This is a genomic window from Streptomyces alfalfae, from assembly GCF_004127445.1.
GTDB lineage: Bacteria > Actinomycetota > Actinomycetes > Streptomycetales > Streptomycetaceae > Streptomyces > Streptomyces alfalfae.
Map to the genome: position 1 here is coordinate 74,473 of NZ_QEXM01000001.1, position 26,125 is coordinate 100,597.

At 71.6% G+C, this 26,125-nt stretch carries 23 protein-coding genes, 1 pseudogene and 2 riboswitches; of the genes and pseudogenes, 10 read left to right on the forward strand and 14 right to left on the reverse strand.

The window, feature by feature from the left end; all coding sequences use genetic code 11:
* Window positions 1-2: 2 nt before the first annotated feature.
* The 4 genes from DCW30_RS00330 to DCW30_RS00345 form a co-directional block, all read right to left on the reverse strand.
* A complete protein-coding gene (locus DCW30_RS00330) occupies window positions 3-1,007 on the reverse strand; it encodes an ABC transporter permease (RefSeq protein ID WP_062771245.1) in 1,005 nt (334 codons plus the stop codon).
* A 307-nt stretch (window positions 1,008-1,314) separates the two neighbouring features.
* Window positions 1,315-2,127 carry an enhanced serine sensitivity protein SseB C-terminal domain-containing protein gene (locus tag DCW30_RS00335; protein ID WP_079249992.1) on the reverse strand — a complete coding sequence of 271 codons (813 nt, stop codon included), beginning with the start codon at window positions 2,125-2,127 and terminating at the stop codon, window positions 1,315-1,317.
* Between the two features lie 114 nt (window positions 2,128-2,241).
* On the reverse strand, window positions 2,242-3,021 hold the full coding sequence (locus tag DCW30_RS00340; RefSeq protein ID WP_076684372.1) for an enhanced serine sensitivity protein SseB: 780 nt from the start codon (window positions 3,019-3,021) through the stop codon (window positions 2,242-2,244).
* 60 nt (window positions 3,022-3,081) lie between these two features.
* On the reverse strand, window positions 3,082-3,729 hold the full coding sequence (locus DCW30_RS00345; RefSeq protein ID WP_205576591.1) for an AAA family ATPase: 648 nt from the start codon (window positions 3,727-3,729) through the stop codon (window positions 3,082-3,084).
* A gap of 206 nt (window positions 3,730-3,935) precedes the next feature.
* Window positions 3,936-4,055: riboswitch (glycine riboswitch) on the forward strand.
* Window positions 4,056-4,168: riboswitch (glycine riboswitch) on the forward strand.
* A 35-nt stretch (window positions 4,169-4,203) separates the two neighbouring features.
* Between DCW30_RS00345 and gcvT the strand changes: the two genes are divergently transcribed.
* From gcvT to DCW30_RS00370, 5 genes are all read left to right on the forward strand, one after another.
* Window positions 4,204-5,337, forward strand: a complete 1,134-nt coding sequence (gcvT, locus tag DCW30_RS00350; RefSeq protein WP_076684373.1) for a glycine cleavage system aminomethyltransferase GcvT — start codon at window positions 4,204-4,206, stop codon at window positions 5,335-5,337.
* Window positions 5,338-5,437: 100 nt separating this feature from the next.
* A complete protein-coding gene (gene gcvH / locus DCW30_RS00355; protein ID WP_062771242.1) occupies window positions 5,438-5,815 on the forward strand; it encodes a glycine cleavage system protein GcvH in 378 nt (125 codons plus the stop codon).
* Window positions 5,816-5,838: 23 nt separating this feature from the next.
* Entirely contained in the window at window positions 5,839-7,101 is a 1,263-nt protein-coding gene (glyA, locus tag DCW30_RS00360) for a serine hydroxymethyltransferase (RefSeq protein ID WP_076684374.1), read from the forward strand.
* 190 nt (window positions 7,102-7,291) lie between these two features.
* On the forward strand, window positions 7,292-8,662 hold the full coding sequence (locus DCW30_RS00365; protein ID WP_076684375.1) for an L-serine ammonia-lyase: 1,371 nt from the start codon (window positions 7,292-7,294) through the stop codon (window positions 8,660-8,662).
* Window positions 8,663-8,740: 78 nt separating this feature from the next.
* Window positions 8,741-8,953, forward strand: a complete 213-nt coding sequence (locus tag DCW30_RS00370; RefSeq protein ID WP_062771239.1) for an EF-hand domain-containing protein — start codon at window positions 8,741-8,743, stop codon at window positions 8,951-8,953.
* 57 nt (window positions 8,954-9,010) lie between these two features.
* Here DCW30_RS00370 and DCW30_RS00375 read toward each other — a convergent pair whose 3' ends face one another.
* Both DCW30_RS00375 and leuA read right to left on the reverse strand, forming a co-directional pair.
* A complete protein-coding gene (locus tag DCW30_RS00375; protein ID WP_076684376.1) occupies window positions 9,011-9,814 on the reverse strand; it encodes an ABC transporter ATP-binding protein in 804 nt (267 codons plus the stop codon).
* Complete coding sequence (gene leuA, locus DCW30_RS00380; RefSeq protein WP_076688871.1) at window positions 9,811-11,523, reverse strand: 2-isopropylmalate synthase; 1,713 nt, start codon at window positions 11,521-11,523, stop codon at window positions 9,811-9,813. The genes DCW30_RS00375 and leuA overlap by 4 nt, the downstream gene beginning before the upstream one ends.
* 465 nt (window positions 11,524-11,988) lie before the next feature.
* On the opposite strand from leuA, the gene DCW30_RS00385 reads away from it, so the two are divergent.
* Complete coding sequence (locus tag DCW30_RS00385) at window positions 11,989-12,681, forward strand: FadR/GntR family transcriptional regulator (RefSeq protein ID WP_076684377.1); 693 nt, start codon at window positions 11,989-11,991, stop codon at window positions 12,679-12,681.
* Window positions 12,682-12,788: 107 nt separating this feature from the next.
* On the opposite strand, the gene DCW30_RS00390 is transcribed toward DCW30_RS00385, so the two are convergent.
* Window positions 12,789-13,481, reverse strand: a complete 693-nt coding sequence (locus DCW30_RS00390) for a MerR family transcriptional regulator (RefSeq protein ID WP_076684378.1) — start codon at window positions 13,479-13,481, stop codon at window positions 12,789-12,791.
* A gap of 252 nt (window positions 13,482-13,733) precedes the next feature.
* Here DCW30_RS00390 and DCW30_RS00395 point away from each other — a divergent pair.
* The 3 genes and pseudogenes from DCW30_RS00395 to DCW30_RS00405 form a co-directional block, all read left to right on the forward strand.
* Window positions 13,734-14,681 (forward strand): annotated as a pseudogene (locus DCW30_RS00395) (hypothetical protein); the annotation flags it as partial.
* 185 nt (window positions 14,682-14,866) lie between these two features.
* Window positions 14,867-15,325 (forward strand): ABA4-like family protein, encoded by a 459-nt coding sequence (locus DCW30_RS00400; RefSeq protein WP_076684379.1) that lies wholly within the window; start codon window positions 14,867-14,869, stop codon window positions 15,323-15,325.
* 50 nt (window positions 15,326-15,375) lie between these two features.
* The gene (locus DCW30_RS00405; RefSeq protein ID WP_076684380.1) at window positions 15,376-16,035 is read left to right on the forward strand and encodes an NADPH-dependent F420 reductase; all 660 of its coding nucleotides are present in this window, start codon (window positions 15,376-15,378) and stop codon (window positions 16,033-16,035) included.
* A gap of 52 nt (window positions 16,036-16,087) precedes the next feature.
* Here the strand turns inward: DCW30_RS00405 and DCW30_RS00410 are convergent, their stop codons facing one another.
* The 7 genes from DCW30_RS00410 to DCW30_RS00440 all read right to left on the reverse strand — a co-directional run bounded on the left by DCW30_RS00410 (window position 16,088) and on the right by DCW30_RS00440 (window position 23,624).
* On the reverse strand, window positions 16,088-16,639 hold the full coding sequence (locus DCW30_RS00410) for a glycoside hydrolase family 25 protein (protein WP_062771234.1): 552 nt from the start codon (window positions 16,637-16,639) through the stop codon (window positions 16,088-16,090).
* A gap of 129 nt (window positions 16,640-16,768) precedes the next feature.
* Window positions 16,769-17,995, reverse strand: coding sequence for a YncE family protein (locus tag DCW30_RS00415; protein ID WP_079249993.1), 1,227 nt, complete (start codon window positions 17,993-17,995; stop codon window positions 16,769-16,771).
* Complete coding sequence (locus DCW30_RS00420) at window positions 17,995-18,840, reverse strand: polysaccharide deacetylase family protein (RefSeq protein WP_416069353.1); 846 nt, start codon at window positions 18,838-18,840, stop codon at window positions 17,995-17,997. Before DCW30_RS00420 ends, DCW30_RS00415 begins: the two co-directional genes overlap by 1 nt.
* 496 nt (window positions 18,841-19,336) lie before the next feature.
* Window positions 19,337-19,840 carry an ATP-binding protein gene (locus tag DCW30_RS00425; RefSeq protein ID WP_076688876.1) on the reverse strand — a complete coding sequence of 168 codons (504 nt, stop codon included), beginning with the start codon at window positions 19,838-19,840 and terminating at the stop codon, window positions 19,337-19,339.
* A 296-nt stretch (window positions 19,841-20,136) separates the two neighbouring features.
* Window positions 20,137-20,904 carry an enoyl-CoA hydratase/isomerase family protein gene (locus tag DCW30_RS00430; RefSeq protein ID WP_062771233.1) on the reverse strand — a complete coding sequence of 256 codons (768 nt, stop codon included), beginning with the start codon at window positions 20,902-20,904 and terminating at the stop codon, window positions 20,137-20,139.
* Window positions 20,905-20,993: 89 nt separating this feature from the next.
* Window positions 20,994-22,232, reverse strand: a complete 1,239-nt coding sequence (locus tag DCW30_RS00435) for a L,D-transpeptidase (protein WP_076684381.1) — start codon at window positions 22,230-22,232, stop codon at window positions 20,994-20,996.
* Between the two features lie 219 nt (window positions 22,233-22,451).
* Window positions 22,452-23,624, reverse strand: a complete 1,173-nt coding sequence (locus DCW30_RS00440; RefSeq protein ID WP_373569009.1) for a L,D-transpeptidase — start codon at window positions 23,622-23,624, stop codon at window positions 22,452-22,454.
* Between the two features lie 192 nt (window positions 23,625-23,816).
* Here DCW30_RS00440 and glgX point away from each other — a divergent pair, with 192 nt between their 5' ends.
* On the forward strand, window positions 23,817-26,105 hold the full coding sequence (gene glgX, locus DCW30_RS00445; protein ID WP_076684383.1) for a glycogen debranching protein GlgX: 2,289 nt from the start codon (window positions 23,817-23,819) through the stop codon (window positions 26,103-26,105).
* The last annotated feature ends 20 nt before the right edge of the window (window positions 26,106-26,125 follow it).

Sequence of the window (26,125 nt, forward strand, 5' to 3'; positions counted from 1 at the left end):
TTCTAACGCGTCCCCTTCGGGTCGAGCGCGTCCCGCAGCCCGTCGCCGAAGAGGTTGAAGGCCAGCACGGTGATGAAGATCGTCACGCCGGGGAAGACCATGAACATCGGGTCGTGCTCATAGGTCTCGAGCGCGTCGCGCAGCATGCCGCCCCAGGAGGCCGTCGGCGGCTTCACACCGGCGCCGAGGAAGCTCAGGGCCGCCTCCGTGAGGATGTTGGTCGGGATCATCAGCGTCGCGTAGACGGTGATCGGCGCGACCAGGTTGGGCAGCAGCTCACGGAAGAGGATGTGGCGCTTGCCGCCGCCGAGGCTGCGGGCCGCTTCGACGTACTCGCGCTCACGGAGCGAAAGGGTCTGGCCCCTGACGATGCGTCCGACGTACGGCCAGCCGAAGAAGCCGATGACCAGGACCAGGATCGCGACGCGCACGCTCGTGCCGGTCAGGCCGAGCAGGTCGTCGGGGAGGACGGAGACCAGGGAGATGATGAAGAGCAGCTGCGGGAACGAGAGCAGCACGTCCATCACGCGGCTGATGAAGGCGTCGACCCAGCCGCCGAAGTAGCCGGCGATGATGCCGAAGAGGGTGCCGAGCGCCACGGCGACGATGGCCGCGAGGAACGCCACGAGGAGCGAGATGCGGGCGCCGTAGACGATGCGGCTGAAGACGTCGCGGCCCTTGTTGGGCTCCACTCCGAAGAGGAAGTCGCTGCTCACACCGCCGAGCGCGCCCTTGGGCAGGTTGGTCAGCTCGTCGAGCTTGTCTTGGTGGAAGTCGTTGGGCGGGTGGCCCAGCAGGCCCACGATCAGGGGCGCGAAAACAGCGACCAAGACCAGGAAAACCACGGTGATGCCGCCCGCGAGGGCGACCTTGTCCCGCTTCAGGCGGTTCCAGGCGATCTGCTTGAGGGACCGACCCTCGACCTTCTTCACCCCTGCACCAACTGCGGGAGCGACGTCCTCGGTCGGGTCCGCGTCCGCAGGTGTGTCATGCAATGGTGCCGTCATCGTGGCAGGGACCCCTCTCAACCGGCGGTGGCCGGCCCGCACTTGCCGCTGTAGCGACGTGATCAGTCCGTCGTACATAGGGGCGAAGGCCCCTGGAGCGGGAGTCTTCATCCACGTCGCGATCTGTTACCAGCCTTGAAGGTGAATGGATGCGCAACCGTGATGCTGTTCGAGGTGTTCCGTTATGCGGACGCGTGTGAACGGGGTGCGAACACGGGGCAGTTGAGTCTCAAAGCACCACGGGAGCCCATAGGGCCCCTGTCACACCAGAACGGACATCGTGTCCGTTCGTGCTGTTCAGTAACGGTCAGTACGGCGCCGGGTAGCCGTAACCGCCCGCGGGCGCCGGTGCGGCCTGGGCCTCGCGGTCGTAGAACGGGCGGGTGTTGGCCCGCAGCCACATCGCCACCGGGTCGTAGTCGTCGGACATCGCGACGGTCGACACGGGGAGCCCGTCGGGGACCGCGGCGATGGACTGCCGCATCATCGCGCGCACCGCGTCGACCGACGGCGGCGACGTGTCGTACACATCGAGGCCGATGGCCAGATACGGCGCCCCGAGGGCCGGCTGCACCCACGCCCTGCGCAGCGAGCGCACGGCGGGCGTGCGGTGCGCGTTCTGCGTCAGCAGGGCGTAGAACTGCGGGATCTCGATGGCCGGCTCGGTCAGCCTGAGCGGGCCCGCGGGCAGCAGGTCGAGGCCGCACGCGATGCGGCGCAGATCGAGCCACGGGACGCCGACGCCGCCGCCGGGCGCGTGCGGGTTGAGCCAGAGGCCGTAGAGGTCGGGGTAGAGGGTGCGGGCGACGTCGATGCCGCGCACCACCTCGTGGCTTCGGTTCCAGCCACTGGCCGACAGCTCCTGGGCGGAGGTCACACACGGTGCGTAACCGAGGCCGTCGACCTCCATGTTTCCGTACTGCGCGTCGGGCGAGCCCGCCTGGCCGTGCCAGAGCAGCATCCACACCTGGTCGGCGGCGAGCGCGTGCAGCAGCGCCTCGTACGCGTCGTAACGCCCCGGCGTCACCTGGCGCAGCAGCTGGTCGATCTGTCCCCACGGCCTCGAATCGGCTCGACCAGGGGAGGCCCCGTCGCCCGCGGCCGTGCCCGACGCACTCACCCGTAACCGCCCCTTCACGACGAACTCGATGACCCGAATGCAACCAGCTTAAGCGTCGATCCCGGCGTGGACTTGACGTACGCGGCCCCGGGCCCGGCGCGTACTGATATGCGTTCAGCCCGCCCGGAGGTAGAACGGCCGCACCTTGGCGCGCAGCCAGTCGCCCACCGGGTCCTGCGCCACGTCGAGCAGGACGAGGTTGACCGGCCAGGGCACCGGTGTCCGCCCGAGCGCGCGGCCGAGGGCCTGCATCGGGAGGTCGCGGGCGTCGCCCTCCCAGGTGGTCAGCTCGACGCCGACGAAGAGGGTGGGATCGTCGGTCTCGATGGCGGCCAGGCAGCGGCGGGCGGTGAGCACGACCCCCGCCGCCTCGAACTCCCGCGCCGCCGCGGACAGGAAGTCCACGGGGTCCTCCTGCCAGTCCGGCTCGTACAGGCGCACCCGGCCGCCGCTGGTGGGCCCGTCGAGCGGGGTGCGCCCGGCCCGGCAGAGCTCGGCGACGGCCGGCGGCGGCAGGGGCACGCCGACGGTGCCGTCCGGGTTCAGCGCGATGCCGAGCTGCGGCGGGAGGCCGCGCGCGAACTCCACCGCGGGCGCCACCGTGCACCCCATGCGGTCGGCCGCGTCGCCCAGGGCCTGGCGGAACTGCTGCTCGGAGGTGAAGACGGGGACGTACGCCTGGCCGTCGATCTCCAGGGTGGGCAGGTCGAGGGTGCCGCTCTCGGGGCCGCCGCCGTTCGGCAGCGGCACCCAGACGTGGCTGCGGCCGAGCACCTCGACGATGCGGCCGCCCGCCGAAGCGGGGGCGCCGAGGGAGGCCGCGAGGGCCTCCTCCAGTTCGTTGCCCGGCCATCCCCCGTACGGATGGGCGTGTGCCTGCGCCGGAAATTCCATCAGTCCAACCCCTGCTCGCGACCGCTCTGCCTGCGGCTCGCACCCTAGCGCCGCCCCCGCTCAGCGGTCGAAGGCGATCCCCCGCAGCACCCGGGCCGCCGCCCGGTCGAGGAGCACCGCGGAGCCGCAGCCGCGCGGGAGCTCGCCCCGCTCGGCGTCGCCGACCAGGCGGCCGATGGTCCTGCGGTGGCGCGCGAACGCGTACCGCGAGACGCCGCGCCCCCGCTCGCGCTGGCCGTCGAGCGCGGTGTCGGCGGGCACGTCGAGGAGGAGCAGATGCAGGGTGCTGCCGCGCCGCGCCGCCTCGCGGGCCAGCCAGCGGCGCACCCAGGTCTGGGTGCCGCAGTCGTGCACGACGACGCTCGCCCCCGAGCGCAGGGTGCGCCGCAGCCCGGCGTAGTGCGCGAGGCGGACGAGGGGGCGGTACACCGCGTACGGCAGGTGGCGCGGCATGCGCGCCGCCCAGCGGTCGCGGGTGTCCTGGGAGTCGACGCGCGGTCCCGTGACGGCCTGCCGCATCAGCGTCGACTTTCCGCCACCGGGCAGCCCGGAGACGACGACCAGGTCGCCCTCGGCGAAGGTGAGGCGGTGCGGGCTGTGCCCGGCCCGCTGCCGGAGGTCCCGGACGACGGCCACGGGCAGCAGCGGTTCGCAGCTCTCCCGGGGCGGGGCGGCGGCCTGCCCCGGCAGTGCCACCCCCGTGGTCATGGCATAGCCACTGATCCTGCTGCGCACCGTGATCGGCCTCCCCGTAGCTGTCACGTATTGCTTCCCCCGCAAGTGTAAAGAGAAGGTAATGCGGCACAAGAGGACCGAGATCCCGGCGCGCCCCGGCGCGGAGCCGCGCCGGGCCACGGGTCCCCCTCGCGGGAGTCGCGTGCAATGATGTGCCCGCCAACTCCATACCGGCCGTTTGAATCCGCGCGGGAGAGTTCCCAGCACCCGTCGTACGACATAGCGCGTACGACGTCCTGGGGCGCCGAAGGAGCAAGTTCCTCCCTTGAATCTCTCAGGCCCCGTACCGCGCGGGCGAGGCACATCTGAAAAGCGGACCGTCTCCACGGTCCCACCCAAGGTGCAAGCCGGGAGTCTCGAAGTCGAGACGCTCGCGGCGAACCTCTCAGGTTCCGATGACAGATGGGGAGGATCGACCTCGCCCGTCATGCCCTGGGAGTTCCCTTCATGAGCACTGCCCCCCGCCTCACTGCTCTCGATGCCGTGCATCGAGCGCTCGGCGCGACCATGACCGACTTCGCGGGCTGGGACATGCCGCTGCGGTACGCAAGCGAGCGCGACGAGCACAACGCCGTGCGCACCAAGGCCGGCCTCTTCGACCTCTCCCACATGGGCGAGATCACGGTCACGGGCCCCGAGGCCGTCGACTTCCTGAACTTCGCGCTGGTCGGCAACATCGGCTCCATCGGTGTCGGCCGCGCCCGCTACACGATGATCGTCGCCGAGGACGGCGGCATCCTGGACGACCTGATCGTCTACCGCCTCGGCGAGCCCGAGGCCCCCGAGTACATGGTCGTCGCCAACGCCTCCAACGCGCAGACGGTCCTCGACGAGCTGACCGGGCGGGTGGCCGGTTTCGACGCCGAGGTCCGCGACGACCGCGACGCGTACGCGCTGCTCGCCGTCCAGGGCCCCGAGTCCCCCGGCATCCTGAAGTCCCTCACGGACGCCGACCTGGACAATCTGAAGTACTACGCGGGCCTGCCCGGCACCGTCGCGGGCGTGCCCGCGCTGATCGCCCGGACGGGCTACACCGGCGAGGACGGCTTCGAGCTCTTCGTCGCCCCCGGTGACGCGGAGAAGCTGTGGGGCGCGCTGATGGAGGCGGGCGCCCCCGTCGGTATGGTGCCCGCGGGCCTCTCCTGCCGCGACACCCTGCGCCTGGAGGCGGGCATGCCGCTGTACGGGCACGAGCTGACCGCCGAGCTGACGCCGTTCGACGCGGGCCTCGGCCGGGTCGTGAAGTTCGAGAAGACCTCGCGGGCGGACACCTTCGTGGGCCGTGCCGCCCTCGCGGCCGCCGCGGAGCGCGCCGAGACCGCCCCGCCGCGCAAGCTGGTCGGGCTCGTCGCCGAGGGCCGCCGGGTGCCGCGCGCCGGCTTTCCCGTGGTCGCCGACGGCAAGGTCATCGGCGAGGTCACCTCCGGCGCCCCGTCGCCGACGCTGGGCAAGCCGATCGCCATGGCGTACGTCGACGCCGAGCATGCCGCTCCGGGCACGGCGGGCGTGGGCGTGGACATCCGCGGCGCCCACGAGCCGTACGAGGTCGTGGCGCTGCCGTTCTACAAGCGCCAGAAGTGACACTCGGTGCGGAGGGCCACGGCGCCGCGGCGCCAGAAGTGACCCCACGCACACCGTCCCCGTTCCGCAGCACCCACCCGCGTACAGGAGAATTCAGGACATGAGCAACCCCCAGCAGCTGCGTTACAGCAAGGAGCACGAGTGGCTGTCGGCCGCCGAGGAGGGCGTGTCGACCATCGGCATCACGGAGCACGCGGCGAACGCGCTCGGTGACGTCGTCTTCGTGCAGCTTCCGGAGGTCGGCGACACGGTGACCGCGGGCGAGACCTGCGGCGAGCTGGAGTCGACCAAGTCGGTCAGCGACCTCTACTCCCCGGTCAACGGCGAGGTCGTCGCCGCCAACCAGGACGTCGTCGACGACCCCTCGCTGGTCAATTCCGCTCCCTTCGAGGGTGGATGGCTGTTCAAGGTGCGCATCACGGACGAGCCGGACGATCTGCTCTCCGCCGATGAGTACACCGCTTTCGCCGCCGGCTGACCCATACCGTTAGGGACTGTGTGATGTCGCTTCTGAACACCCCTCTCCACGAGCTGGACCCGGACGTCGCCGCCGCCGTCGACGCCGAGCTCCACCGCCAGCAGTCGACCCTGGAAATGATCGCCTCGGAGAACTTCGCTCCGGTCGCCGTCATGGAGGCCCAGGGCACCGTCCTCACGAACAAGTACGCCGAGGGCTACCCCGGCCGCCGCTACTACGGCGGCTGCGAGCACGTGGACGTCACCGAGCAGATCGCGATCGACCGGATCAAGGAGCTGTTCGGCGCCGAGTACGCGAACGTGCAGCCGCACTCCGGCGCCTCCGCGAACCAGGCCGCCCTCTTCGCGATCGCCCAGCCCGGCGACACGATCCTCGGCCTGGACCTGGCGCACGGCGGCCACCTCACCCACGGCATGCGCCTGAACTTCTCCGGCAAGCAGTTCAACGTGGTCGCGTACCACGTGGACGACGCCGGCCTGGTCGACATGGCCGAGGTCGAGCGCCTGGCCAAGGAGAACAGCCCGAAGGTGATCATCGCGGGCTGGTCCGCCTACCCGCGCCACCTGGACTTCGCCGAGTTCCGCCGCATCGCCGACGAGGTCGGCGCGAAGCTGTGGGTCGACATGGCGCACTTCGCCGGTCTGGTCGCCGCCGGTCTGCACCCGAACCCGGTGCCGTACGCGGACGTCGTGACCTCCACCACGCACAAGACCCTCGGCGGCCCGCGCGGCGGCGTCATCCTGGCCCGCGACAAGGAGTTCGCGAAGAAGCTAAACTCCGCGGTCTTCCCCGGCTTCCAGGGCGGCCCGCTGGAGCACGTGATCGCGGCCAAGGCCGTGTCCTTCAAGGTCGCGGCCTCCGAGGAGTTCAAGGAGCGCCAGCAGCGCACCCTGGACGGCGCCCGCATCCTGGCCGAGCGCCTGGTGCGGGACGACGCGAAGGCCGTCGGCGTCGACGTCCTGTCCGGCGGCACGGACGTGCACCTGGTCCTGGTGGACCTGCGCAACTCCGAGCTGGACGGCCAGCAGGCCGAGGACCGCCTCCACGAGGTCGGCATCACGGTCAACCGCAACGCGATCCCGAACGACCCGCGCCCCCCGATGGTCACCTCGGGCCTGCGGATCGGCACGCCCGCGCTCGCCACCCGCGGCTTCCAGGAGGACGACTTCCGCGAGGTCGCCGACATCATCGCCGAGGCCCTGAAGCCGGGCTTCGACGCGGACGCCCTCAAGGCCCGCGTGACCGCCCTGGCCGACAAGCACCCGCTCTACCCCGGCCTGAAGTAGTTTCGTACCTTCTTTTTGTACGCTTTTGTTCGTACGTACGAAACGTCGGGGCACCCTGCACACTGGATGGTGAGCAGGGTGCCCCGCACCACGTGTGCCGCACGTGTGCCGCCCGCGTTCCCGCACCGCCTTGTACCTCTGCACCACCCCGGCAGACAACGGCGTCTCCCCACCACCCTTGGAGTGTTCCGTGGCCATCTCGGTCTTCGACCTGTTCTCGATCGGCATCGGCCCGTCCAGCTCCCACACGGTCGGCCCGATGCGCGCCGCCCGCATGTTCGCGAGCCGCCTCAAGAACGAGGGCCTCATGGCCCACACCCACGCGATACGGGCCGAGCTCTTCGGCTCGCTCGGCGCGACCGGCCACGGCCACGGCACCCCGAAGGCCGTGCTGCTCGGCCTGGAGGGCGAGTCGCCGCGCACCGTGGACGTGGAGAGCGCCGACGACCGCGTGGACCACATCAAGCGGACCTCGCGCCTCGACCTGCTCGGCATGCACGAGATCGACTTCGACTTCGACGAGGACCTGGTCCTGCACCGCCGCAAGGCCCTGCCGTACCACGCCAACGGCATGACGATCTCCGCGTACGACCGCGAGGGCGCCCCCCTCCTGGAGAAGACGTACTACTCCGTGGGCGGCGGCTTCGTCGTCGACGAGGCGGCGGTCGAGGGCGACAACCCGATCGTGCCGGACGACACCGTGCTGAGGTACCCCTTCCGCACCGGCGACGAGCTGCTGCGGCTCGCCGAGGAGACCGGGCTCTCCATCTCCGCGCTGATGCTGGAGAACGAGAAGGCCTGGCGCACGGAGGCGGAGATCCGCTCGGGCCTCCTCGACATCTGGGGCGTCATGCAGTCCTGTGTCGCCCGCGGCATGTCCCGCGAGGGCATCCTGCCGGGCGGCCTGAAGGTCCGCCGCCGCGCCGCGAACTCGGCCCGCCAGCTCCGCGCCGAGGGCGACCCGCAGGCCCGCGCCATGGAGTGGATCACCCTGTACGCGATGGCGGTGAACGAGGAGAACGCGGCGGGCGGCCGGGTGGTCACCGCCCCGACGAACGGCGCCGCGGGCATCATCCCCGCGGTCCTGCACTACTACATGAACTTCGTGCCCGGCGCCGACGAGGAGGGCGTGGTCCGCTTCCTGCTCGCCGCGGGCGCCATCGGCATGCTCTTCAAGGAGAACGCCTCCATCTCCGGCGCCGAGGTCGGCTGCCAGGGCGAGGTCGGCTCCGCCTGCTCGATGGCCGCGGGCGCCCTCGCCGAGGTGCTCGGCGGCTCCGCCGAGCAGGTCGAGAACGCCGCCGAGATCGGCATGGAGCACAACCTCGGCCTGACCTGCGACCCGGTCGGCGGCCTCGTCCAGATCCCGTGCATCGAGCGCAACGGCATGGGGGCGGTGAAGGCCGTGACCGCCGCGAAGATGGCGATGCGCGGGGACGGCTCCCACAAGGTCTCCCTCGACAAGGTCATCAAGACCATGAAGGACACGGGCGCCGACATGTCCGTCAAGTACAAGGAGACGGCCCGGGGCGGGCTCGCGGTGAACATCATCGAGTGCTGAGCCCTCGTCCCGGGCGTCACCCGTACGGCCGATACCCTGACCTTTGTCAATAGGGCACGAAGAAGGGGTGGAACTCCGGTGGCGGACATCGAGGAAGCGCGGAAGACGTTCGAGCAGTTCGACGGGGACGGCGACGGCTTCATCACGGCGGCCGAGTGGAAGAGCGCCATGGCCAAGATGGGCGACTTCTACATGACCGAGACGGTTGCCGAGGCCGTCATCGGCACGAAGGACACCGACGCGGACAAGCGTCTGTCGTTCGACGAGTTCTGGGCGAGCCTGAACAAGTAGACCGCAAGCGGTGACAGGGGCCCGGCGCGCGTGCGCCGGGCCCCCTTCGCGTCTGCGCTACCGGCGCGTGCGCACGCTCCAGCGGCCGTCCCCGCGCTCCAGGCGCACGGGGTGGTCGAAGCACTTGCTGATCCGGTCACTGGTCAGCACGGCGTCGACCCCGCCGGAGGCCAGCGCGCGGCCGTCGCGCAGGAGCAGCGCGTGGGTCGTCCCCGTCGGCAGCTCCTCCAGGTGGTGGGTGACCAGGACCGTGGCCAGCTCCGGGTGCGCCTCGCGCAGGGTGTCCAGGCTGTCGAGGAGGCGTTCGCGCCCCGCCAGGTCCAGGCCGGTGGCCGGCTCGTCGAGCAGGAGCAGCCGGGGGCTCGGCATCAGGGAACGCGCGATGAGGGTGCGTCCCCGCTCGCCCTGGGAGAGCGTGGGCCAGCGCGCGTCCTCACGGTGGCCGAGGCCGAGCAGGGCGATCAGGTGCCCGGCCCGCTCCCGCTGCTCCGGCGTGGGGCGCCACCGCGGCACCGGCTCGATGCTGTTGGTGAGGCCGGTCAGCACCACGTCGCGCACCCGCAGCGGCGAGCGCAGCGGATGCCGGGGGTCGACATGGCCGACGTAGGCCCGCAGCTCGCGGAGGTCCACGCTGCCGAGGCGGCGGCCGAGGACCTCCACCGTGCCGCGGGTGGGGTGGGTGACGGCGCCGCAGAGGCCGAGCAGGGTCGACTTGCCCGCGCCGTTGGCGCCGAGCAGCGCCCAGTGCTCGCCGGGGCGGACGGTGAGATCGACGTCCTCCAGGACGGGGCGGCCGTCCCTGACGACGGTGACGCGGTCGGCCCGCAGGACGGGGCCGGGGCCGGCGGGCGCGGCGGTCATCGCGCGGCCTCCGCCCGGTTCACCGCGGCGAGCACGGCCTGTACGGAGGCGGTCAGGACCGAGGTGTCCAACCCCGCGCCCCAGTGCTCGGCGTCCCCGACCCGGCAGCGCGCGTACGCGGCGGCCTCGCTGGCGCCGCCCGGGCCCACCGCGTGCTCGGCGTAGTCGAGGATGTCGACGGCGACACCGGCGGCGGCGAGGGCGTCGACGAAGGCGGACAGCGGCCCGTTGCCCACGCCCTCGAAGTCACCCGCTCCCCCGTCGCCCACGCGCAGGGTGCAGACGAAGCGGTGCGCGCCGTCGGGGGCCCGGTCCGTGGTCCAGGAGCACAGGGTCACCTCGCCGTCCGTGCCGGGCGTCACGTACGTCGCGCGGAACAGCTCGTACAGCTCCTTGGCCGTCGCCTCCCGCCCGCTGTCGTCGGTGGCCTCCTGCACCACGCGGGAGAAGTCGGGGCGCAGGTCGCGCGGCAGGTCCAGGCCATACCGGGTCTCCAGGAGATACGCCACGCCGCCCTTGCCCGACTGGGAGTTGACGCGGATCACGGCCTCGTAGGTGCGGCCGATGTCCGCGGGGTCGATCGGCAGGTACGGCACGTCCCACGGCGCCTCGCTCTCCGGTACGCCCAGCTCCGCCGCCCGGCGGGCGTGGTGCGCGAACCCTTTGCTGATGGCGTCCTGGTGGGTGCCGGAGAACGCGGTGTGGACGAGGTCGCCGGCATAGGGGTGGCGGGGGTGCACGGGCAGGCGGTTGCAGTGCTCGACGACCTCGCGGACGGCGTCGATGTCGGAGAAGTCGACCATGGGGTCGACGCCCTGGGCGTACAGGTTCAGGGCGAGCGTCACCAGGTCCACGTTCCCCGTCCGCTCGCCGTTGCCGAAGAGGCAGCCCTCGACGCGCTGGGCCCCGGCGAGGAGGGCCAGCTCGGCGCAGGCGACGCCGGTGCCGCGGTCGTTGTGGGGGTGCACGGAGAGGATGACCGAGTCGCGGCGGGCGAGGTTGCGGTGCATGTACTCGATCTGGTCGGCGTACACGTTCGGCGTCGCGATCTCGACCGTCGCCGGCAGGTTGTGCGTGACGGGCCGGTCAGGGCTAGCGTCCCACAGCTCGGTGAGGCCGTCGCAGACGTCGAGGACGTAGTCGGGCTCGGTCAGGTTGAACGTCTCCGGCGCGAACTGGAACCTGATGTCCGCCCCCGGCCGCGCGTCCGCCCGCCTCGCCATGTGCGCGGCGGCCTCCTCGACGACGCCGTGCACCTCCTTCCGCGACCGTCCGAGCACGGTGTCGCGCCAGGTCGGCGAGGTGGGGATGTAGAGGTGCACGACGGCGCGGGGCAGCCCCTCGATCGACTCGAAGGTGCGGTCGATGAGCTCGCGCCGGGCGGGGGTGAAGACGACGACGGTGACGTCGTCGGGCAGCCCGCCGTCGGCACTTTGCCGGGCCAGGTTCCGTACGAACGCGAAGTCCGTCCTGCTGGCCGACGGATAGCCGACCTCGATCTCCTTGAACCCCATCGAGACCAGCAGATCGAAGAACCGCCGCTTGCGTCCCGTGTCCATCGGCTCGGCGAGCGCCTGGTTCCCGTCGCGCAGATCGACGGGCACCCAGAGCGGGGCCCGCTCGATCCGGGCACTCGGCCAGCTCCTGCCTTCGGTGCTCGTCGGCACGTCGACACGGTCCTGGTAGGGGCGGTACCTGCGGTACGGCATGGGGCCGGGGCGCTGGGGGTTCCAGTCGCGGGCGGGGCGGGAGGTGACGGGGCGGGAGGTCGCGGGGGATGCGGTCACGGGAGGTCTGCTCCTGGGCTTCGAGGTCGCTCGGTCGGGAGAGACCGGCAGCACGGCAACCCGCGGCGGGGTGCCGGTCGCTTCAGGCCCCGCCGCGGCAGCCGAGAAGGAGGAAACCGCGGAAGATCATGGCGGTACAGTAGCGACAGGTCTGCTCCTCAGACAAGTACTCCTCAGACAAGTGGGCTCCTTTGCGGGTGGCGGTTCTCAGACAAGCGCCTCGCCCTGCGAGCGGCACCCCTCAGACAACCGCACCTCCGACGAGTGCCCGGCTCCGCGACCGGCACCTCTCAGACAACCGCACCTCAGACAAGCGCCCCGCCCCACGGGCGGCGCTCCTCCGACAACCGCGCCTCAGACAACCACTCCTCAGACAGGCTGTTGCCGATGCCGCTGGATTCCGTACGCCCCAGTCCCCTCGTCGAGCAGGCCGCCGCACGGCTGCGTGAGCAGATCTCCGGCGGTCACTGGCCCGTCGGCACCAAGCTGCCCGGGGAGACGACCCTCGCCAAGGAGCTCGGCGTGGGGCGGTCCACTCTCCGCGAGGCCCTGCGCGCGCTGGCCGGGGCCGGGCTCGTGCGGGCGCGGCAGGGCGCGGGCGTCTTCGTCACCGCCACGGAACCGGTGGCGGACTGGCCCGCGCGGCTGCGGCGGGCCGCCGTCACGGACGTCTACGAGGTGCGGATGCTCGTCGAGGTGCAGGCGGCCCGGCTCGCGGCGCTGCGGCGCACCGACGAGGACATCGCGGCGATGCGGGCCGCGCTGGACGGACGCAGGGCGGCGGCCGCCGAGGACGACGCGGCGTTCGTGGACGCCGACATCGCGCTGCACGCCGCGATCGTGGCCGCGGCGCGGAACCCCGTGCTCAACGATCTGTTCGCCGAGTTCATGCCGGCCCTGCGGCAGGGCCTCGTCGACCTGCTCGAACTGACCGGCCTGCGCGGCGAGGAGGCGAACCACGGCGACGCCGCGCACGCGGAGCTGGTGCGGGCCGTCGAGGCGAAGGACGCCGAGGGCGCGGCGCGCGCGGCGCAGGACGAACTCCAGGCGACCCTGGCCCTGTTGTTGCGCCAGGCCTGAGAGCGCGCGGCCGACCACCCCGCGCCCCCTACCGGCCGGAGCGCCCCCGCGCGCGCCACGCACCACTTCGGCGAGAAGGTGGTCCGGGCGCGGCCCGCCGCCCCGGCCTACGCCTCCCGCTCCGCGGAGCCCTCCCCCGCCGCGGAGCCCTCCGGCTCCACCCGCTCTTCTTCCACTCCCCCGAAGACCCGGGCCGACGCGTCCACATGCGCGAGCCTGCGCAGCGCGCTGAACACCGCCTCACCCAGCACGGTGCCGATCACCACGCTCTCCACGAGCTCCTCGACCGGGCCCTGGCGGTCCACATAGGCGAGGTCCGCGCGGGCGACGACCTCCGCCGCGTCGGCGTACTCCTCCAGCAGCTCGAAGAACGCCCCGTGCCCGACCCGGCTCAGTGCGGCGAGGGCCCGCGCGAGGTCCTTGGCCGCCGGGTCGGCTTCGTGCGAGTGCCAGCCGCGCCGCGCGATGAGCCGCTGGACGACGTCACCGGCCGCCTCGGCCTCCGCGTCGTCGTCGGCCGCGCCCTCCGTGCCGAGCCGGTCCGCCGCCGCGCCGAGCACCTTGTGCAGCGGGCGGCCGGGATCGTCCATGGCGCCCAGCACCTCCGCTATCGCGGCCACCTTCAGACCGCCCACCTCCAGGAGGGCGCGGATCAGCCGAAGCCGGCGGACGTGCGCCTCGTCGTAGTGCGCCTGGTTGGGGCTGGACAGTTCGCCCGCGGGGAGCAGGCCCTCGCGGACGTAGTACTTGATGGTCGGTACCGGTACGCCGGTCCTGCGGCTCAACTCGCCTACACGCACAGCTCGTTCTCACTCCTCTGCGGCCCTCTGCGACCCTCTGCGGCCTCTGCGACCTCTGCGGCCCTCTGCGGCGGAATCCCTTGCCAACCCCCGCCCCATCATAGATAGTTGCGCTATCGGATAGCGGATAGTGCCGCTATCGATTCGCGAGATCCATGGATTCAGCCGCTCGGCGGCTGCTGGTCTTCAGGGGGAAAACCCATGCCCTTATGGCGCTCATGGCACCGTCCGCTCGTCCTCTTCTCCGCGGCCATGGCCGCCGTCACCGTCGTCTCCGCCGTGGGACTCCTGGTCGACGACCGGGTCATGGTGGGCGCGCCGATCTGGGCCAAGCCCTTCAAGTTCGCGGTCTCGTTCATCGCGTACGGGCTCTCACTCGCCTGGATGCTGTCGGCACTCGACCGCGGGCGGCGCGCGGGAGCGGACGCGCGGCCACACCCGGCAGGCGCGAAGCGGCGTACGGGACGGGGCGTGGCCTGGTGGGCCGGCACCGTGGTCGCCGCGGCGAGCCTCGTCGAGATGCTGATCATCACCGGCCAGGTGATCCGCGGGAAGCGCAGCCACTTCAACTACCAGACCCCGTTCGACGAGGCGCTGTTCGACGCGATGGCCGTCAGCGTCGTCGTCCTCTGGCTCGGCACCGTCGTCATCGCCGTCCTGCTGCTGCGCGCCCGGCTCGCCGACCGCCCCTCGGCCTGGGCGATGCGCTGCGGGATCGTCATCGCCCTGGCGGGAGCGGCCATCGGCTTCCTGATGACGCAGCCGGCCCCCGGCCAGCGGCGCGGCGAGTCACCGGTGGTCGGCGCGCACAGCGTGGGCGTCGCGGACGGCGGGCCCTCGATGCCGCTCACCGGCTGGTCGACCACCGGCGGCGACCTGCGCATACCGCACTTCTTCGGCATGCACGCACTGCAACTGCTGCCGCTGCTGGTCATGGCGCTGATGGCGCTCGCGCCACGCTTCGCCCGCATCGCCGACGCACGGACACAGCTCCGCCTCGTGCTGGTCGGCTCGGGCGCTTACGCCGCCCTCTTCGCCCTGCTCACCTGGCAGGCGCTGCGCGGTCAGCCGCTGCTCCGCCCGGACGGCACGACGCTGACGACCGCCGTCCTGATCACCCTCGCCGCGGCGACAGGCACCTGGGCGGCACTGCGAAGTCCTCGCCGCACCCCAACGACAACATCGACAACAACGACAACAACCGCCCCGCCGACAGCCACCACGCCCCAGCACAAGAACGAGCACAAGAACGAGCACAAGGCCGCGAACGAGGCCGCGAACGAGCAAGAGAACGCGAACGAGGCCGCGAACGAGACTCCGAACACGAACACGAACACGAACACGAACGAGACCACGGACAAGAACCAGAAAGCCGGGGCAACGGCATGACCGGCACCCTCTTCGAGCTCGCCTTCTACCTCGCCGCCCCCGTCTGGCTCCTGCTGATCTTCGCCCCGGCCTGGGGCCCGACCGCCCGCGTGGCCGCGTCGCCCCTGACCGTGGTCCCCGTCCTCGCCCTCTACCTCGCGATGGCGCTGCCCGTCCTCCCCGAGCTGTGGGCTGCGGTGAGCGGCCCCGACATCGACGTGTTCCGGGAGTTGACGGCACGCGCCAACGGGGCGGGCGCCATCTGGGCCCAGGTCATCGCGTGGGACCTGCTGCTCGGCCAGTGGATGTACCGGGAGGGCCGGCGGCTGGGCGTGCATCCGCTGGCCATGGGGCCGCTCCTGGTCCTGACGATCCTCCTCTCCCCCATCGGACTGCTGCTCTTCCTGCCGCTGCGGGCGAGCCTCACCCGCCGACGCCCGGAGTTCAGCACTGTCCCGGCGGAATACCGAGGTTGATCCGGAGGTTACCTCCGTTACAACCACCGTGGATCTCCGGAAGGGCAGTCATGAAGATCGGCATCATCGGAGCGGGCAACATCGGCGGCAACCTCACCCGGCGGCTCACCGCCCTCGGGCACGACGTCTCCGTCGCGAACTCCCGCGGCCCGCACACCCTCACCGCCCTGGCCGAAGAGACCGGCGCGACGCCCGTCCACGTCGAGGAGGCCGCCCGTGACGCGGAGGTCGTCGTCGTGACGGTGCCGCTCAAGGCCGTTCCCGACCTGCCCGCCGGTCTCCTCGACGGCGCGGCCGAGGGCGTCGCGGTCATCGACACCGGCAACTACTACCCGCAGCAGCGCGACGGCAGGATCGCCGAGATCGAGGACGGCCTCACCGAGAGCCGCTGGACGGAGCGGCAGATCGGCCACCCCGTCATCAAGGCGTTCAACGGCACGTACGCGCAGGACATCCTCGACAAGCCGCGCCCCCGCGGCGCCGCCGACCGCGTGGCCCTGCCGGTCTCCGGCGACGACGAGGCCGCCAAGAAGGTCGTGCGGGACCTCATCGACGAGCTCGGCTTCGACACCGTCGACAACGGCGGGCAGGACGAGTCCTGGCGCCAGCAGCCGGGCACCCCCGTCTACGGCAACACGGGCGGCAGCGAGGAGATCCGCGCGGCCCTGGCGGCGGCGTCACCGGAACGCACCCCCGAGTGGCGCGCCTGACCTCCGCCGCGACAGCTCCGGCGCGGCCCGGCGCCCGCCCCCGCGGCCGGAGCTAGGGTTTCGCCCACTCCCGCAGCGCGTCCTCGCTCTCGAAGTCGGCGACGTTCTTGTCCAGGGGGGACGACGTGTACTGGTGGATCGTCCACTTCGCCTTGATACGGGGCTTGCCCGCCCGCACGTAGTCGGCGATCCACAGTCCGTCGCCCGCGTACGAGGTGGTGTCCCTGTTCAGCCAGAAGTCGCGGTTCGTGTACAGCAGGACCCGGTGCGAGGGGCGCAGGCGCTTCACCTCCTTGATGAAGCGGTCCTTCTCCTTGTTGGACGCCGCCGAGCGGTCCCCGGTGTACTCCCAGTCCACCGCGAGCAGGTCGCCGGACTTCTCCGGCGTCTTGCTCACGAAGTACTCGGCCTGCGCGGTGATGTTCCCGGGCCACAGGAAGTGGTAGAAGCCGACCACGCAGCCGCCCTCCCGGGCCTTCTTCGCCTGAGAGGTCATTTTCGGGTTGACGTACGAACGGCCCTCCGTCGACTTGACGATGACGAAGGAGAGGCCGTCCGTGTCGAACGAGGTCTGGTGGGAGCTGACGTCGATGCCACGCAGCATGGGCTGCCTCCGGGGCGGTGGGGGGAGCGGCAGCGGGGTCACGGCTGCCGAGAAGTTCCTGAACTGCCCGTTTGGTGCCCGGTGTTGATGTAGCTCAACCGTCAACCGTCGATGCCGAAAGTGTTTCCCTCAGCGGAAGACGCCCGTGTGCCCGAGGGAGTAGCGGCCCGGCTGGGGGTAGACGGCGAGGCCGTGCGGGCCGCTGCCGACGGGGATGCGGGCCAGCTGGGCGCCGGTGCGGGTGTCGATGGCGTACACCTCGGAGTCGTACCGGCCGGAGAGCCACAGGGTCTTGCCGTCGGCGGAGACGCCGCCCATGTCGGGGCTGCCGCCCTGCGGGAGCTTCCACTTCTTGGTGAGCCTGTTCTTCGGGAAGTCGAAGACGGAGATGGTGCCCTCGCCCCGGTTGGAGATGTACATCTCCTTGGAGTCGCGGCTGACGTACAGGCCGTGGCAGCCCTTGCCGGTGCGCAGCAGCTTCGGCGTCGAGAACTTCTTGCCGTCGAGGACCCACATGCCGTGCGCCATCATGTCGGCGATGTAGAAGGTCTTGCCGTCCGGCGACAGTTTCACGTCCTGCGGCATGGCGCCCTTGAAGGGGATCTTCTGCTGTCCGACGATCTTCATCTTCTCCGTGTCGACCTTGAGGAGTTCGCCGGAGAACTCGCAGGACACGATGAAGTAGCGGCCGTCCATCGAGAAGTCGGCGTGGTTGACGCCGGCGCAGCTCACGGGGACGGTCTTGACGCGGTCCATGGTCTTCGGGTCGCGGAAGACGAGTTCGCGGTCCATGGAGGCCATGACGACGGCGTGCTTGCCGTTGGGCGTGAAGTAGAGGTTGTACGGGTCGGAGACCTCGACCGTCCGGCCGGTCTTGCCGGTGACGGGGTCGATGGCGGTGAGGGTGTCCCCGAGGTCGTTGTTGACCCAGAGGGTCTTCAGGTCCCAGGAGGGGACGACGTGCTGGGGCTGTTCGCCGACCTTGATGGTCTCGATGACCTCGAACTTCTCGGGGTCGATGACCGACACGGTGTTGGAGTTGGTGTTGGGCACGTAGACCCGGGACAGGAACTTCTCCGCCACGGGCTGGAGGGCGTTCGGCCGGTCGGCGGCGTAGACGTCCTTGGGGTCGAGGACCGGGGGCATGCCGGGCAGGCCGGGGGACGCCTTGGGCTCGGCGGGCTTGCGGACGCCCTCGGTGCCGAGGGCCTCGTCCGCGCGCCCGTCGGAGCCGGAGCCGCAGCCGGCCAGCGCGACGAGCACGGCGCCGGCGGCGAACAGGGCGGCAGCACGCCGGGTGCGCCGGGTGCGTCTGGTCAGGTCGGGTCGCGTACGGGGCAGTCTCTTACGGGACATCAGGTCAGCAGCTCCGTGGTCGTCACCGCGCGCAGGCCGCGGCGTTCCAGTTCTTGCAGGACGGCGGGGAGCGCGGCGACCGTGTCCGCGTACCCGAAGTGCAGGCTCACCACGGAGCCCGCGCGGACCCCCGCGGCGATGTTCCGGGTGACGGCGGGGGCGCCGGGCGAGGTGAAGTCGAGGGAGTCGACGTCGTACGAGAGGACGTGCGGGTAGCCGGCGCGCCGGGCGAGGCGTTCGACGAGCGGAGAGGCCCGCTCGGCGCGCGAGGGGCGGAACCAGGTGCCGATGGAGCCGGTGAGGCGCCGCAGGCGGTCCGCGCAGCCGGTGATCTCCGCGTAGGCGTCGGCTTCGGACATGGCGTTGATGTCGAGGTGCCGGAGGGTGTGGTTGCCCAGGTCGTGGCCGCCGTCGAGGACGCGGCGGGCGAGCGTGGGGTGGTCGTCCAGCCAGCCGCCGACCGCGAGCACGGTGACCCTGGCCCCCGCCTTCTCCGCCTCGCCGAGCAGCGCCTTCGCCGTGGCGGGGTCGCCCTGCCCGTGGAAGGTCAGCGCGACCTGGCGCCGGTCGCGCGGCCCGTGGGCGATCTGCGCGGGCAGCCCGGGGAACCGGCGGGGCGCGGGGCCGGGCCTCGGCGCCCCGGACGCGGAGGGCCGGTCGCGCCCGCCCGCGGCGCGGGCCGCACCGCCGTCACCGCCGCCGCCCGCGCACCCCGTGGCGAGACCACCGGTCAGCACCGCCCCCGCGCAGGCCGCGCCCAGGCCGCCGCCGAGCCGCAGGACGTGCCGCCGCCCGTGCTCCGCCTCGCCGTCCGAGCCATCGCCCCGCGTCACATGCTCCGTCACGCCGACCATTTAATCCGTCAATACGGCGAATCACGCCGATTGACCCGGTTAGGGCATGCCGCGCCCTTGCCGCGCCCGCACCACGCTCCTCCCCGACCTCCCGGCGCCCCCTCCCACAGCCGGCCGAACACCCTCTCGGCAGGCCTCGGCAGCCCTGGGCGGCCCTCGGCGGCCGAAGCTCGCCCCTCATTCCAAGCCTTGCTTATCGCCCGCGAAAGCTGCTGCTTAACCAGCGTTTACCAGGCAGGTGTCCCATCTCACCAAGGATTCACCTCTAAACTGTGCCGTTCTGACCTGATATTTACAGTTATGCCGTTTTGGCTCGCGGGGTCCCGTCTGCCATAGTCGGGGACGCGACCCCCATTGACCCGGGCACAGGTCGTCATCAGCCGCCGCGGAACACACCCCATACGTCCGCGGCGCTTCACGAAAGCCCCCGCGCAGCCGCACCCCGGCCACAGGGGGCTTTCGCGTGTCCGGGGGCGCGCGGGCGGGGTCAGCGGTCGGCGGCCCGCATCTCGAACCAGGTCGTCTTGCCGCGCGGCAGCAGATCCACGCCCCACCGGTCGGAGAGCTTGTCGACGAGGAAGAGGCCGCGGCCGCTCAGGTCCATCTCGTGGACCGGCATCAGGCAGGGCAGTCCGCGGGACGGGTCGCGGACCTCGACCCGGATCCAGCCGCGCCGCCGCTCCATGCGCAGCCCGAAGACGCGGGCGCCGGTGTGCCGCACGGCGTTGCCGACCAGTTCGGAGACGAGGAGGACGACGTCCTCGGTGAGCTTCGGGGAGAGCCCCCAGTGGCGCAGGACGACGACCTGGGCGAGGCGGCGCGCGATGGCGGCGGACTCGGGGCGCGAGGGGAGCGGGACCTCCGCGTCCGTCGGATTGCCGAACAACTCCAGTGCTTTCAGGGCGTGTTCGTCCTCCACCGCCGGCGACCAGCGCGCCGCGGTCGCACCGGTGTGCCGCCGCGGCCGTTCGTATCCCTCCAGCCCCGCCATGTCATCCATCATGGCCGCTCAGCGCGTGCTCCGGGGCCGTTCCGGCGGAATAAGCCCCCCGGAACGACCCATTCCGGGTGATGCGGAAGGCATATGCCAACGCGGCGCCGGGGCCCCGGGAGGGGCCCTGGCCTGCTATGACTCAACGCGTCGGGATGATCACATATCGCACCGGGCAGACGGAACGCGAGCTTTCGCCCGGCCCGCGATGTCCGCCCCTTCGGGGTACTACTTGGCCGATGTCCTGCCGCCCAGTGGCCGCCCGGCGGCCGGTGGCGGCAGCCGTCGGCGGTGGCTCAGAGGAACTTGGCCTTGCCCGGCCCCTCCTCCACGAAGCTCCGCATGCCCCGCTCCCGGTCCTCGGTGGCGAACAGCCCCGCGAACCAGGTGCGTTCGATCGCGAGGCCCGTGTCGATGTCCGTCTCCAGGCCCGCGTCGACGGACTCCTTGGCGGCGCGCAGCGCGATGGCGGGACCCTGCGCGAGCCGCGCGGCCCAGGCGTGCGCCTGCTCGTACACCTCGGCGGCGGGCACGACGCGGTCCACCAGGCCGATGGCAAGCGCCTCCGGGGCCTTCACCTGGCGGCCGGTGAAGATCAGGTCCTTGGCCTTGGACGGGCCGACCAGGCGGGCCAGGCGCTGGGTGCCGCCCGCGCCGGGGATGAGGCCGAGCAGGATCTCCGGCTGGCCGAGCTTGGCGTTGTCCGCGGCGATGCGGAAGTCCGCGCAGAGCGCGAGCTCGCAGCCGCCGCCCAGGGCGTAGCCGTTGACGGCGGCGACGACGGGCTTGGGGATGCGGGCCACGGCGGTGAAGGACTCCTGCAGGGCGCCGGAGCGCGCGATCATGGCCGCGTGGTCCATGTCCTGCATCTCCTTGATGTCCGCGCCGGCGGCGAACACCTTCTCGCCGCCGTGGATCACCACGGCGCGCACGTCGTCGCGGCGCGTGGCCTCGGCGGCGAGTTCCTTCAGGCGGTCCTGGGTGGCGATGTCCAGGGCGTTCATGGGCGGGCGGTCGAGTCGGATCGTGCCGACGCCTTCGGCGACTTCGAGGGTTGCGGTCATGCAGGGCACGTTAGCGCCGGTCAACGCCGAAGGGGCCGGTGCACTTGGTCACAGTGCACCGGCCCCTCACGAGTCGTCGGGGAAGACGCTCAGGCCTTCCACTTCTCCCACGACATGTTCCAGCCGTTGTAGCCGTTCTCGGGCTGGATCTTCTTGTCCGCGGAGTTCTTCACCACGACGACGTCGCCGATCATCGAATTCTCGAAGAACCAGCCGCCGGGCGTCTTCTTGCTGTAGCCGCCGCGCACGTCGCTCAGGCCGATGCAGCCGTGGCTGGCGTTGGTGTTGCCGAAGGCGCCGCCCGACCAGTAGTTGCCGTGGATGAAGGTGCCGGAGGTGGACAGGCGCATCGCGTGCGGGACGTCCTTGATGTCGTACTCGCCGCCGAAGCCGACGGTCTCGCCGTTCATCCGGGTCACCTTGAGCTTCTCGCTGATGACCATCTCGCCGTTGTACGTGGTGGTGCCGGGCGCGCCCGCGGTGATCGGGATCTTCTTGATCTGCTTGCCGTCGCGGACGACCTTCATCTGGTGCGTCTTGGCGTCGACGGTGGAGACCTGGCTGCGGCCGATGGTGAAGTTCAGGGTCTTGGACTGCTTGCCGTAGACGCCGGGGCGGCCCTCGACGCCGTCGAGGTTGAGCTTGACGGTGACCTTGGTGCCGGCCTTCCAGTACTTCTCGGGGCGGAAGTCGAGGCGGTCGTTGCCGAACCAGTGGCCCTCGACGGGCACGGACGGCTCGGTCTTGATCTCGATGGCCTGCTCCACGGCCTCCGGGTCGGTGATGCCCCGGGTGAAGTTCACCGAGAACGGCATTCCGACGCCGACCGTCGAGCCGTCCTCCGGGGTGAACTGGCCGATGAAGGTGTTCTTCGGGGTCAGCGTGGTGAAGGCGGTGTCCTTGGCGGACGCCCGGCCCTCGGCGTCCTTCGCGACCGCGTGGACCTTGTACTTGGTGGCCGCCGCGAGGTGGTGGGCGGGGGTCCAGCCCTTGCCGCCCGAGGTTATCTTGCCGGGGACGGGGTTGCCCTTGCTGTCCTCGACCCTGACCTCGGAGAGCTTGCCCTTGTCCGCGGATATCTTCAGGGCGCCGCTGGTGGCCACGGACTTCGCCCCGTTCTCGGGGGCTATCGTCACGACGGCCGTCGAGGGGGCGTTCTTGTCCGTCTCGTCCTTGCCGTCGCCGCCCGCGTCCGAGCCGCCTCCCCCGCACGCCGCGACCATCAGCAGTGCCGCTCCCGAGAGCACCGCCGTCAGCCCCCTGGCGCCCCGCCGCCGCACGCGCCGCCGCGCGTCAACCGACGCCCCCGATATCGGTCGCCCGTTCACGATGTGTCTCCCCTCGCACGGCCTGGATCCAGGCCCGCACCCCAGTGCACCTGCGCGTTTCAGACACGCGCAAGCGATAGATAACCACACGGCCCCGGGCGATGACTCCCCGCCAATGTCACCGTTCCGTTCCAACTGCGCGGGGGGTGCGGACGGACCCTGATCACCGGGTGGTGTCCCGCCGGTCACCCGGCGGCCACCTGGTGGCCCGCCGGGAGGTCAGCTGCTCTTCACCCAGTCCTCCCATGCCATGTTCCAGCCGCCGAGGCCGTTGTCGGGGGCGACCTTCTTGTCCTTGCTGTTGATCACTTCGACGACGTCCCCGATGAGGGTCCGGTCGAAGAACCAGCCCGCCGGCGTCCGTGAGCTGCCGCCCTTCACATCGCGCAGACCGACGCAACCGTGGCTGACGTTGGTCTTGCCGGGGGCGTCGGGGGCCCAGTAGTTGCCGTGCAGGAAAGTGCCGGAGGTGGTCAGGCGGATCGCGTGCGGCACGTCGGGGATGTCGTACTCCCCGCCGAAGCCGACGGTGCGGCTGTTCATGCGGGTCACCTCCAGCATCTCCGTCACCACCATCTTCCCGTTGTACGTGGTGGTCTTCGGGGCGCCCGCCGTGATCGGCACGGTGGAGAGGAGCTCGCCGTCCCGGCGTACCTCCATGGTGTGCCGGGCGGCGTCGACCAGGGAGTGCTGGCTGCGGCCCACGGTGAAGGAGAAGGTCTTGTCCTGGAGGCCGTAGACGCCGGGGGCGGCCTCGACGTCGCGCAGTCCCAGGTCGACGGTGACCTCGGTGCCGGGCTTCCAGTACCGCTCGGGGCGGAAGTCCACGCGGGTGTCGCCGAACCAGTGCGGGCGGATGTCGACCGCCGGGCGCGAGGTCACCGTGATGGCGCGCTGGACCGCCTCGCGGTTCACCACCTCCCGGTTGAACTCCAGGGAGACGATCATGCCGGTGCCGACCGTGGCGCGGTTCTCCGGCGTGACGTACCCGATGAAGCGCTCCTCGGGGACCTGGGTGCGGAAGGTCGTGTGCCGGGCCGCGCGGCGGCCGTGCGCGTCCAGCGCGACCGCGTCCACCTTGTACGAGGCGGCGAGCGCGAGCGGGCCCTTGTCCAGCGGCTCCCAGGTCAGGCCGTCGTCGGCGATGCGGCCCCGCACCTCGAACTTCTGCGCGTCCTGCGTCCGGACCACCCGCACCGACTCCAGACGGCCGCTGGGCACCCGCACCCGGAGCCGTTCGTCCGGCTTGACGCCCTTGCTCCCGTCCTCGGGCGACACGCGGATCACGTCGGCGGGCGAGCGCGGTTTGCCGAGGGCCCCACCGAAGTCGCCGCCGGAGCAGGCGGTGGCCCCGGCCAGTACGCCCGCCCATGTCAGTACCGCCGCAAGCACGGCTCCTGCGCGCCGTGCGCGCCTCGCACTCTGTCTCACGTGGGTCCCAACGACCGTCCTTGCCCGGGGAAACGTGAGTGCGGCGCACGCACTGGGCAGAACAGTGGGGAGGGACGACGTATGGGGGGCCGCGGCCGGGACGCCGCACGCCCTGCTTCGCGCGTCGGCCGAGGAGCCGCGGGAGGCTGACAGGTGTCGAGCGCATCCGAGCAGAGGACAGTGCGGGAGGCGCGGACGCCGGGGCGTGCCGCGCCCGGGGAACCCGTCACCGCCGTGAACGGCAGCAGGCGCTCCGGGGCGCGTGCCGCGCCCGTCCGCCCGGTGTGGCCGGGGACGCCGACACCGCTCGGGGCCCGCTTCCGCACGGGGCCCGACGGGGTGGCGGGGACCAACTTCGCGCTGTGGGCGGGCGGGGCGGAGGCGGTGGAGCTGTGCCTGTTCGACACGGAGGGCGGCGGTGTCGTCGAGACGCGCTGCCCGCTGACCGAGCTGACCCACGGGATCTGGCACGGCTTCGTCCCCGGCGTGCGCCCGGGCCAGCGGTACGGCTACCGCGTGCACGGCCGCTGGGACCCGTGGACGGGCGCCCGCTGGAACCCGGCCAAGCTGCTCCTCGACCCGTACGCGCGCGCGGTGGACGGCGACTTCACGCTCCCCGCGGAGGTGTACGGGCACGCCCGCGACTGGCCCCAGCAGCACGTGGCGGACACCGTGCGCGACGACAGGGACTCGGCGCCGTACGTGCCCAAGGGCGTGGTCGTGCACGACGACGCGCCGGACGACGAGTGGGCCGACGACCGCCGCCCGAAGACGCCGTGGGCGGACTCGGTCATCTACGAACTGCACGTGCGCGGCTTCACCATGCGCCACCCCGGGGTGCCCGAGGAGCTGCGCGGCACGTACGCCGGGCTCGCGCACCCGGCGGCGCTCGACCACCTCGTGCGCCTGGGGGTGACGGCGGTGGAGCTGCTGCCGGTGCACCAGTTCGCGCACGAGGACCATCTGCTGCGGCGGGGGCTGAGGAACTACTGGGGGTACAACTCCATCGGCTACTTCGCGCCGCACGCCGCGTACGCCGCGTCGGGGACGCGGGGGCAGCAGGTCGGGGAGTTCAAGCGGATGGTGCGGGCGCTGCACGAGGCGGGCATCGAGGTGATCCTCGACGTGGTCTACAACCACACGGCGGAGGCCGGTGAGCTGGGCCCGACGCTGTCGCTCAAGGGCATCGACAACCGCGGCTACTACCGGCTCCAGCCGGACGCGCGCCGCTACGCGGACTACACCGGCTGCGGCAACACCCTCCAGGTCGTGCAGCCGCACGTGCTGCGGCTCATCACCGACTCGCTGCGGTACTGGGTGACGGAGATGGGCGTGGACGGCTTCCGCTTCGACCTCGCGGCGGCGCTCGCGCGCTCCTTCCACGACGTCGACATGCTCTCGCCGTTCCTCGCGGTGATCGCCCAGGACCCGGTCCTGCGCCGCGTGAAGCTGATCGCCGAGCCATGGGACGTGGGCTCGGGCGGCTACCAGGTGGGCGCCTTCCCCCCGCTGTGGACGGAGTGGAACGACCGCTACCGGGGTGCGGTGCGGGACTTCTGGCGGGGCGCGCTGCCGGACGTACGGGATCTGGGGTACCGCCTCTCGGGCTCCAGTGACCTGTACGCCTGGGGCGGGCGCAGGCCGTACGCGTCGGTGAACTTCGTGACCGCCCACGACGGCTTCACGCTGCGGGACCTCGTGACGTACGAGCGCAAGCACAACGAGGCCAACGGCGAGGGGAACAGGGACGGCTCCGACGACAACCGCGCCTGGAACTGCGGCGTCGAGGGCGAGACGGACGACGCGGGCATCACGGCGCTGCGGCGGCGGCAGCTGCGGAACCTCATGACGACGCTGCTGCTCTCCACGGGGGTGCCGATGCTCGTCGCCGGGGACGAGATGGGGCGGACGCAGGGCGGTTCCAACAACGCGTACTGCCAGGACAACGAGATCAGCTGGGTCGACTGGGGGCTCCTCGACGACCCCGGCTGGCGCGGGCTGTACGCGCTGACGGCGCGCCTGATCGCGCTGCGGCACCGGCATCCCGTGCTGCGCCGCCGCGCGTTCTTCTCCGGGCGCGCGCACTCGGCGGACGGGCTGCGGGACCTGGCGTGGTTCACGGCGCGGGGCACGGAGATGACGGAGGCCGACTGGTTCGCGCCGGCCGCGACGCTCGGCATGTATCTGTCGGGGCGTGACATACCGGGCCGGGACGCGCGGGGCGCGCAGGTCCTCGACGACAGCTTCCTCGCGGTGCTGCACGCCGGGGCGGACCCGGTGGACCTCGTGCTGCCCGCGCCGCCCTGGGCGGACTTCTACGAGGTCGTCGTCGACACCTCGGTGGAGGAGCAGGAGACGGCCCCGGACGCCGTCCACCGGGCGGGTTCCACGGTGCCGGTGGCGGGACGGACGGTGCTGCTGTTGCGCGTCGGGTACGAGTGACGGCGGGCCGCAGCCCGTCC